The organism is Pseudomonas sp. NY11955 (assembly GCF_048068035.1).
In the GTDB taxonomy this organism is placed as follows: domain Bacteria; phylum Pseudomonadota; class Gammaproteobacteria; order Pseudomonadales; family Pseudomonadaceae; genus Aquipseudomonas.
Genome location: NZ_JBLUPS010000026.1, coordinates 26,504 through 36,109, shown reverse-complemented (window position 1 = coordinate 36,109; position 9,606 = coordinate 26,504). Strand labels below are relative to the sequence as shown.

The 9,606-nt window shown below is 66.1% G+C and carries 4 protein-coding genes; 2 read left to right on the top strand and 2 right to left on the bottom strand.

Annotated features, from left to right (window positions below):
• Positions 1-140: 140 nt before the first annotated feature.
• Positions 141-1,478, bottom strand: coding sequence for an MATE family efflux transporter (locus ACNFBR_RS28375; protein WP_416737799.1), 1,338 nt, complete (start codon positions 1,476-1,478; stop codon positions 141-143).
• A 278-nt stretch (positions 1,479-1,756) separates the two neighbouring features.
• Here ACNFBR_RS28375 and ACNFBR_RS28370 point away from each other — a divergent pair, with 278 nt between their 5' ends.
• Complete coding sequence (locus tag ACNFBR_RS28370) at positions 1,757-6,658, top strand: alpha-2-macroglobulin family protein (RefSeq protein ID WP_416737798.1); 4,902 nt, start codon at positions 1,757-1,759, stop codon at positions 6,656-6,658.
• Positions 6,659-6,789: 131 nt separating this feature from the next.
• Here the strand turns inward: ACNFBR_RS28370 and ACNFBR_RS28365 are convergent, their stop codons facing one another.
• Positions 6,790-7,083 carry a hypothetical protein gene (locus ACNFBR_RS28365; RefSeq protein ID WP_012270337.1) on the bottom strand — a complete coding sequence of 98 codons (294 nt, stop codon included), beginning with the start codon at positions 7,081-7,083 and terminating at the stop codon, positions 6,790-6,792.
• 77 nt (positions 7,084-7,160) lie between these two features.
• Between ACNFBR_RS28365 and pbpC the strand changes: the two genes are divergently transcribed.
• Entirely contained in the window at positions 7,161-9,515 is a 2,355-nt protein-coding gene (gene pbpC, locus ACNFBR_RS28360; protein WP_416737797.1) for a peptidoglycan glycosyltransferase PbpC, read from the top strand.
• Positions 9,516-9,606: the final 91 nt, after the last annotated feature.

Here is a 9,606-nt window from a genome sequence, read left to right as displayed (position 1 = left end):
CTTGCACCAAGGCTGACAACGCCTCTCCCACAGGCATGGCCACGTTGCAACAAATGTGGGAGCGGCCTTGTGCCGCGAAGCGCCGCGCGGGCGGCGCTCGATCTCACAGGCGCTGTATTACTCAAGACTGGCTACTTGCCTCACCGAACCCACTCACCCTTCTGCTGCAACCGCCACCCCACCCACCCCAGCGTCACCGCCCGCAATCCCATGAAACCGAGGAAAGCCAACCACAACCCATGGTTGCCGAACCCGCTCATGCCCACCGCCACCGGCAGTGCAATCACTACCGACAGCAACATCGCATTACGCATCTCCCGCGCCCGCGTCGCGCCGATGAACAACCCATCCAGCAAGTAGCTCCACACCGAAATCAATGGCAGCAACGCCAGGTACGGCAGGTACGGATATGCCGCGACCCGCACACTGTCGATGTCGGTCTGCAGGTCGATGAACAGATGCCCTCCCAACAGGAACAACCCGGCAAACCCCAGGCTGGTAATCAGCGACCAGCCACAGGCCACCACCAGCGAGCGGCGCAGGGTATCGCGGTCACGGGCGCCGATGGCATGCCCGCACAGGGCCTCGACCGCATGCGCCAGCCCGTCGAGGGCATAGGCCGTCAGCAGCAGGCCATTGAGCAGCAGGGCGTTGGCCGCCACCGTGGCCTCACCCAAGCGCGCGCCTTGCACGGTAATCAGCAGGAACACCAGTTGCAGCGCCAGGCTGCGCAGGAAGATGTCGCGGTTCACCGCCAGCAGCGGGCGCCAGGCTTGCCAGCGCTTGAGCGCTGCCCACGCGATCCGCCCGGGGTAGGCTCGCAGTGCCGGGCGGGTCAGGGCCAGGCCGAGCAGCGCGGCGCTCCATTCAGCAATGACCGACGCCCGTGCTGAACCCAGCACGCCCCAGTCCAGGCCTAGTACGAACCACAGGTTCAAGGCGATGTTCAGCAGGTTGGTGGTCAGCAGTATGGCCAGCGGCGCCCGGGCGTTCTGGGTGCCCAGGAACCAGCCAACCAGCGCGTAGCTGGCCAGCGCCGCAGGCAGGCCAAGCAGGCGGGTATGGAAGAAGTCTTCGGTGGATTGCTGCAGGGCCGCACTGGGTTGCATCGCATGCAGTGCCAGCTGGCTGAACGGCAGGGCCAGCAGGCCGATCATCAGGGCGAAACCGACCGCCAACAGCAGCCCTTGTACCAGCACCTGGCGCAACGCTGCGCCGTCGCCACGGCCGGCGGCCTGTGCGGCGAAGCCGGTGGAGCCCATGCGCAGGAAGCCCATCAGGCCGACCATGAAGGTGAACAAGGTAGCGCCCACGGCCACGGCGCCCAGCTGGTGGGCGTGGGGCAGGTGGCCGATGACCGTGCTGTCGACCAGGGCCACCAGAGGCACGGAGATGTTGGACAGGATCATCGGCGCGGCCAGCGCCCAGACCTTGTGGTGGGTGGGGCGGTGGCGCCAGTCGGCGGAGAGTTGGGACATTTGCTTACCATGGAGTCTGGGTCCGTTGTACGTCCCTTCGCGGGCTTGCCCGCTCCCACAGGAAAGCATTGCTCGCCCAGCCGGCGCTGAACCTGTGGGAGCGGGCAAGCCCGCGAAGGGGCGCGCAGCGGCCCCCTTTGACGAAGGCCACAGTGTAACCACCAGGCAACCATTTCGCGCGACCGTGGTCTCACTGGGCGCGCAACTCCGGGTGCTGCATCGGACGTTGCGCTATAGTTGCTGCCCTCACGTACACGCTGCCCAAGAGTTCCTACTCCATGTTCAACAAAGGATTGTTGCTGGCCTGCGCGCTGGCGTTGCTCAGTGCCTGTGACTCCTCCACGCCGGACAAACCGGCGCCGGTCGAGAAACCGGCGGCCACCGCGCCCGCCGAAACCCCCGCCCCCAAACGCGAAGACCCGGCCGTGCTCGCCAAGCGCTACGAAGGCCGTGAGCTCACGGTGCTGGACGTATCCGAAGTGCAGCTCGACGGCGCTGCGACCCTGTCGATCAGCTTCTCGGCACCGCTGGATGCCAAGCAGGACTTCGCCACCAAGGTGCACCTGGTCGACACTGTCAAAGGCAAGCTCGACGGCGCCTGGGAACTTTCCGACAACCAGATGGAGCTGCGCCTGCGCCACCTGGAGCCGCAACGCAAGCTGGTGCTGACCGTCGACAAGGGCCTGCTGGCGGTCAATGGCAAGCAGCTGGACAGCGAGTCGATCACCCGCCTGGAAACCCGCGACATGCAACCGACCATCGGCTTTGCCAGCCGCGGTTCGCTGCTGCCTACGCGCCTGGCCGAAGGCCTGCCGGTGATTGCCCTCAACGTCGACAAGGTCGACGTCGAGTTCTTCCGGGTGAAGCCAGAAATGCTCTCGGCCTTCCTGGCCAACTGGGGACGCAACAGCAGCCTGTACTACTACCAGTCCAAGGAAACCTTGGACATGGCCGAGCTGGTCTACAGCGGCCGCTTCGACCTCAACCCGGCGCGCAATACCCGTGAGACCGTGCTGCTGCCGATCGCCGGCATCAAGCCGCTGCAGGCGCCTGGGGTGTACCTGGCCGTGATGCGCGCCTCGGGTACCTACGACTATTCGCAGCCGGCAACCCTGTTCACCCTCAGCGACATTGGCGTCTCGGCGCACCGTTACCGCGACCGCATCGACGTGTTCGCCCAAGCCCTGGAAGGCGGCAAGGCGCTCAATGGCGTCAACCTGGAAATCCACGACGAGAAGGGCAAGCTGCTGGCCCAGGCCACCACCGATGGCAAGGGCCACGCGCAACTGCCCATCACGCCCAAGGCCGACACCCTGATTGCCACCGAGGGTGTGCACACCACGCTGCTGCGCCTGAACAGCGCGGCGCTGGACCTGGCCGAATTCGACATCACCGGGCCGCAAGCCAACCCGTTGCAGTTCTTTATTTTCGGCCCGCGCGACCTGTATCGCCCGGGTGAAACGGTGCTGCTCAATGGCCTGCTGCGAGACCAGGACGGCAAGCCGGTCAAGGCCCAGCCGGTGAGCGTGGAGGTGCGCCGCCCGGATGAACAGGTCAGCCGCAAGTTCGTCTGGGAAGCCGATGCCAATGGCCTGTACCAGTACCAGTTGCAGCTTGCCACCGAGGCCCCGACCGGCCGTTGGCAGCTGTTGCTCGACCTGGGCGGTGGGCGCAAGCAGGTTTATGAATTCCTCGTCGAAGACTTCCTGCCCGAGCGCCTGGCGCTGGAGCTGAAGGGCAGCAGCAAGCCGCTGGCGCCGGATGAGGATGCGCGCATCCAGGTCACTGGCCGTTACCTCTATGGTGCCCCGGCTGCTGGCAACCGGCTGAGTGGCCAGGCCTATGTGCGTCCGCTGCGTGAGGCAGTCCCGGCATTGCCTGGCTATCAGTTCGGTTCGGTTACCGAAACCGAGCTGAACCAGGACCTGGAGCTGGACGAAGTCACCCTCGACCAGGCCGGCAAGGCGGTGGTCGATATCGAAAGCCGCTGGGCCGAAGCCCGCTCGCCGCTGCAACTGACCGTACAGGCCAGCCTGCAGGAATCCGGCGGCCGGCCGATCACCCGGCGCCTGGAGCAACCGATTTGGCCGGGCGAGCGCCTGCCGGGCCTGCGTGGCCTGTTCGATGGCGAGGAAACCGACAGTGACGGGCCGGTGGAATTCGAATTCCTGGTGGCCGACCGCGACGGCAACAAACTGGCGGCAAACGACCTCAAGGTACGGCTGATTCGCGAGCGTCGCGACTATTACTGGAACTACTCGCAGAGCGATGGCTGGAGCTACGCCTACAACGAGAAGTTCCTCACCCAGCGTGAAGAGACCGTGAGCGTCAAGGCCGGCTCCACGGCCAAACTGAGCTTCCAGGTTGAATGGGGCCCGTACCGTGTCGAGGTCGAAGACCCGCAGACCGGCCTGGTGTCCAGCGAGCGCTTCTGGGCCGGCTATCGCGCCCAGGACAACGCCGAAGGCGGCGCTGTACGCCCGGACCAGGTCAAGCTGGCCCTGGACAAGCCGTCCTACGCCGATGGTGCTACGGCCAAGGTTACGGTTACCCCGCCTGCCGCGGGCAGCGGCTACCTGATGATCGAGTCCAGCGATGGCCCGCTGTGGTGGCAGGAGATCGAGGTGCCCGCCGAGGGCAAGACCTTTGACGTGCAACTGGACAAGGCCTGGGCCCGCCACGACCTGTACATCAGCGCGCTGGTGATTCGCCCCGGAGAGCGCAAGGCCAACGCCACGCCCAAGCGCGCAGTGGGTGTGTTGCACCTGCCGCTGGACCGTGCCGAGCGCAAGCTTGCGTTGAGCCTACAGGCACCGGAAAAAATGCGCCCGAAACAGCCGCTGACGGTGAAGGTGAAAGCCGCCAATGCCGACGGCAGCGTGCCCAAGCAGGTGCATGTGCTGCTGTCGGCGGTGGACGTCGGCATCCTCAACATCACCGACTTCAAAACCCCCGACCCGTTCGCCAGCCTGTTCGGGCGCAAGGCCTACGGTGCCGACCAATTGGACATCTACGGCCAGTTGATCGAAGCCGGCCAAGGCCGTCTGGCCAGCCTGGCATTTGGTGGCGACGCGGCAATGGCCAAGGGCGGCAAGCGCCCCAACACCACGGTCACCATCGTCGCCCAGCAGAGCCTGCCGGTGACGCTGGACGACAAGGGTGAGGGCCAGGCCACGGTCGATATCCCCGACTTCAACGGCGAGCTGCGGCTGATGGCCCAAGCCTGGACCGAGGAGCACTTTGGCATGGCCGAAGGCAAGACGGTGGTCGCTGCGCCGTTGATTGCCGAGCTGTCGGCACCGCGCTTCCTGGCGGGTGGCGACCGTACCAGCCTGGCGCTGGATCTGGCCAATCTGTCGGGCCGTGCCCAGCAGCTGAATGTTGAAATCAGCACCGAAGGGCAACTGAGCCTGGCGGCCAACGCCGTGCAGAACGTGGACTTGGCCGAAGGCCAACGCTCGACGCTGATGATTCCGGTGCAGGCCCAAGGTGGGCTGGGGCAGGGCAAGGTGCATGTGCGTGTCACCGGCCTGCAGTTACCGAACGAGCCGACCACGGCGTTCGAGCGTGAGTGGACGCTGGGCGTGCGCCCGGCTTACCCGGCGATGCTCAAGCACTACCGTGTGGCCTTGAAGGACCAACCCTGGACCCTGCCCGAAGCAGACCTGGCAGCCTTCGAACCCGCCGGTCTGGAAGCCAGCCTGGCCTTGTCGAGCCGGCCGCCGCTGAACCTGGCCGAGCAGATTCGTGCGTTGGAAGCCTACCCCTACGGCTGCCTTGAACAGACCACCAGCGGCCTGTACCCCTCGCTGTACGCCGATGCCGAGAGCCTGAAGCGCCTGGGCATCAAGGGTGAGCCGGCAGAGGTGCGCAAGCGCAAGATCGAAATGGGTATCGAGCACCTGCTGGGCATGCAGCGCTACAACGGCAGTTTTGGCCTGTGGAGTTCGGACAGCGAAGAAGAGTACTGGCTGACCGCCTACGTCACTGACTTCCTGTTGCGCGCCCGCGACCAAGGTTACGGCGTGCCGGCCGAAGCGCTTAAGAAGGCCAGCGAGCGGTTGCTGCGCTACCTGCAGGAACGCAACCTGATCGAAGTCGACTACAGCGAAAACGCCGACCACACCCGCTTTGCCGTTCAGGCCTATGCAGCGTTGGTGCTGTCGCGCAGCCAGCAGGCGCCGTTGGGTGCCCTGCGGGGTCTATTCGAGCGCCGAGCCGATGCGCGCTCTGGCCTGCCGTTGGTACAACTGGCGGTGGCGCTGGACAAAATGGGCGACAAACCACGTGCCGAGCAAGCCCTGCAGGCGGGCCTGGGCATCAGCCGTGGCAAAGGCTGGCTGGCCGATTATGGCAGCGCCCTGCGTGACCAGGCGCTGATCCTGGCGCTGCTGCAGGAAAGCAACCTGGCCAGCAGCCAGGTCGATCAGCGCCTGTTCGCCTTGTCGGATGAGCTGGCGGCCAACCGTTGGCTGTCGACCCAGGAGCGCAACGCACTGTTCCTCGCCGGCCGTGGCCTGCTGGGCAAGCCGGAAGGCAAGTGGCAGGCACGCCTGGACAGCGCGGGCGAAGTGCGTGAGTTCAACAATGCCGAGGCCGGTATGAAGCTGGAAGGCCCGCTACTGGCATCGCCGCTGAGCGTGCAGAACGAAGGTAGCGAGACGCTGTACCAGCAGCTGACCTTGTCGGGCTACCCACGCCAGGCGCCTGCTGCTGGTGGCAACGGCTTGCAGATTCGCCGAGAGTACCTGGGCATGAATGGCCAGCCGCTGGACCTGCACAACCTGCGCAGTGGCGACCTGGTGCTGGTGCACCTGGCGCTCAAGGCTGAAGACCGTGTGCCGGATGCGCTGGTAGTGGACTTGCTGCCCGCCGGCCTGGAGCTGGAAAACCAGAACCTGGCGCAAAGCGCCGCCAGCCTGGACAACGCCAGCAGTGCGGTGAAGGAATGGCGCGAGTCGATGCAGAACGCCAGCGTGGTGCATCAGGAATACCGTGATGACCGTTATGTTGCCGCGCTCAAGCTCGACGGCTACGGCACCACCCACCTGCTGTACCTGGCACGTGCGGTGACCCCAGGCACCTACCGCGTGCCGCCGCCGCAGGTCGAGTCGATGTACCGGCCGAACCTGCAGGCCGTGGGCGATGGGCAAGGTGAAATGACTGTAAAAGCCCGCTAAGGCATCACGCCAATCTTGTAGGAGCAGCCTTGTGCTGCGAAGAGGTCAGTAAGCACATTGGAATCAGTGCTGCCTGTACCGGCCTCTTCGCAGCACAAGGCTGCTCCTACAAGGTCAAGCCGCTGCGGCTTTTAGTGGATTACCCAGCTCATTACCCACAACCCCAGCACCAGCCAGATGATCCCGAGGATGATCGAGGCGCGCATGAACGCGCGGATTGCCGAGTACAGCAGCATCAGACCGATGATCAGGGCCAGGATGCTGAGCAGCGAGGTGTCCATGCCCAAGGTGCGCGCCAGGCCGTCAATGAAATTGCCACCGGCATTGGCCAACAGGTTGAACAGCCCGCTCAATGCGTCGACGATGAAGCGGATCAGCGACCCCAGTGCCTGGCCCAGCCACTCGAAAAAACCTTCTACATGCATAGTTGCTTCCTGATGAACGAATCGGCGAGGTTGCCGTCCCAAAGCCTTTGGCCATTACCTGGCCAGGTCGGTTCCCGATGCCAAGCTTAGCGCGGCCACGCCGCCGAGCGGGTAGGTTGTTGCGTGCCACGCTGGTCGGCGTGCTGGTGCTGTGCGGCCTGTTGTGGCTGGCTGACCGTATCTGGCCGCTGCCCATGCCGGGCGACGACCTGGCGCGGGTAGTGCTGGCCGAGGACGGCACGCCGTTGTGGCGCTTTGCCGACGCTGATGGCGTGTGGCGCTACCCGGTCAGCCCCGAACAGGTTTCGCCGCTGTACCTGCAGGCCTTGCTGACGTATGAGGACCGCTGGTTCTACAGCCACCCTGGGGTCAACCCGCTGGCCTTGGCCCGCGCTGCCTGGCTGAACCTGCGCGGCGGGCGCGTGGTGTCGGGCGGCAGCACGTTGTCGATGCAGGTCGCGCGACTGCTCGACCCGCACGACCGCACACTGGTTGGCAAACTGCGCCAGCTGTGGCGTACGGCGCAGCTGGAATGGCACTTGTCCAAGCGCGAAATCCTGCAGATCTACCTGAACCGTGCGCCCTTCGGCGGCACCTTGCAGGGTGTGGCCGCTGCCAGCTGGGCTTACCTGGGCAAATCGCCGCTGCACCTGACACCCGCCGAAGCGGCGCTGCTGGCGGTGCTGCCCCAGGCACCCAGCCGGCTGCGCCCGGACCGCCACCCCGAACGTGCCCAGCGCGCCCGGGACAAGGTGTTGCAGCGCCTGGCCGAATACCAGGTGTGGCCTGTGCAGCAAATTCGCGAGGCGGCCGAGGAGCCACTGGTGCTGGCGCCACGCCAGGAGCCGGCCCTGGCACCCTTGCTGGCCCGGCGCCTGAACAGCGCCGACAGCCCAACGTTGATTCGCACCACGCTCGATGCTGCGCTTCAGCGGCGCCTCGAAGACCTGCTGCTTGGTTGGCGCGCGCGGCTGCCGGAGCGCACCTCGGCCGCTATCCTGGTGGTCGAAGCGCAGACCATGGCAGTGCGCGCCTACCTGGGCTCGATAGACTTGGCCGACGAACGCCGCTTTGGCCATGTCGATATGGTGCGCTCGCTGCGTTCGCCCGGTTCCACCCTCAAGCCGTTTCTTTACGGCATGGCGCTGGACGATGGCCTGATCCATTCCGAATCGCTGCTGCAGGATGTGCCACGACGCTATGGCGATTATCGCCCTGGCAACTTCTCCATGGGCTTCAGCGGGCCGGTGTCGGCCAGCTCGGCGCTAGCCCTGTCGCTCAACCTGCCGGCCGTGCAATTGCTGGAGGCCTACGGCCCCAAGCGATTTGCCGCGCAACTGCGCATGGCGGGCATGCCGCTGATGTTGCCGCCGCTTGCCGAGCCCAACCTGTCGTTGATCCTCGGCGGCGCCGGCAGCCGGCTGGAAGATCTGGTAGGCGGTTACGCGGCACTGGCACGGGGGGGCAACAGTGCGCGAGTACGCTTGCAGCCACAGGACCCACTGGTGGAGCACCGCCTGCTGTCGCCAGGGGCGGCGTGGATCATCCGGCGCATTCTCAGTGGCCAGGCGCGGCCCGACCGCGACCCGCATGCCGAGCTGGTGCAGCGCCCGCAACTGGCTTGGAAGACCGGCACCAGCTATGGCTTTCGCGATGCCTGGTCGATTGGCGTGGGGCCACGCTACCTGATCGGCGTATGGATCGGCCGCCCCGACGGAACACCGGTGCCCGGGCAGTTCGGCCTGGCCTCGGCGGCGCCGCTGATGTTGCAGGTGCACGACCTGCTGAGCAATCGCGACAGCCAGCGCGGTATCAGCGTGCCCGTGGAGCGGGTACCGGCGAATGTCGGCGTGGCGGCGATCTGTTGGCCGTTGGGCCAACCGATGAGCAAACAGGACCCCAACTGCCGTCGTCAGCGCTTTGCCTGGACCCTGGACGGCACCACGCCGCCCACCTTGCAGGCTGCCGACCAGCCGCTGGGCCTGGGTTTGAACGAAAGCGTATGGGTCAACGACCAGGGGCTGCGGGTGGATGGCAGTTGCCCGGGCGCCAAGGCCCGTGACATCGCCCTGTGGCCGGCCCCGTTGGAGCCTTGGCTACCGCGCATCGAGCGGCGCGCGGCGCGCCTGCCGGCCATCGACCCGGCCTGCCCGCCTCAGCTTCCGGCCAGCGCGCCACCGCTGTCGATCGTCGGCGTGCGCCCCGGCGATAATCTGCGCCGCCCGGCTACCAGCCGTGAGCCCTTGCAATTGCATGTATCGGCTTTGGGGGGCGGCGGACGGCGCTGGTGGTTCCTCAATGGCCAGCCGCTGGGTGAAACCCAGGGGCAGGACAGCCTGCTGCTGCGCTTGCCGCAGGTCGGGCAGGCCGAGCTCAGTGCGCTGGACGAAAGTGGCGAGACGGCGCGCGTGGCGTTCCAGGTCAGCGAGTAGGCGTTCGACGGCAGCGGGGCCAGCACCTACGCTTGCAAGTGACGGGTGTGACCGGCTGGTGCCCCGCAACCCATGGGAACATGGAGCGCCC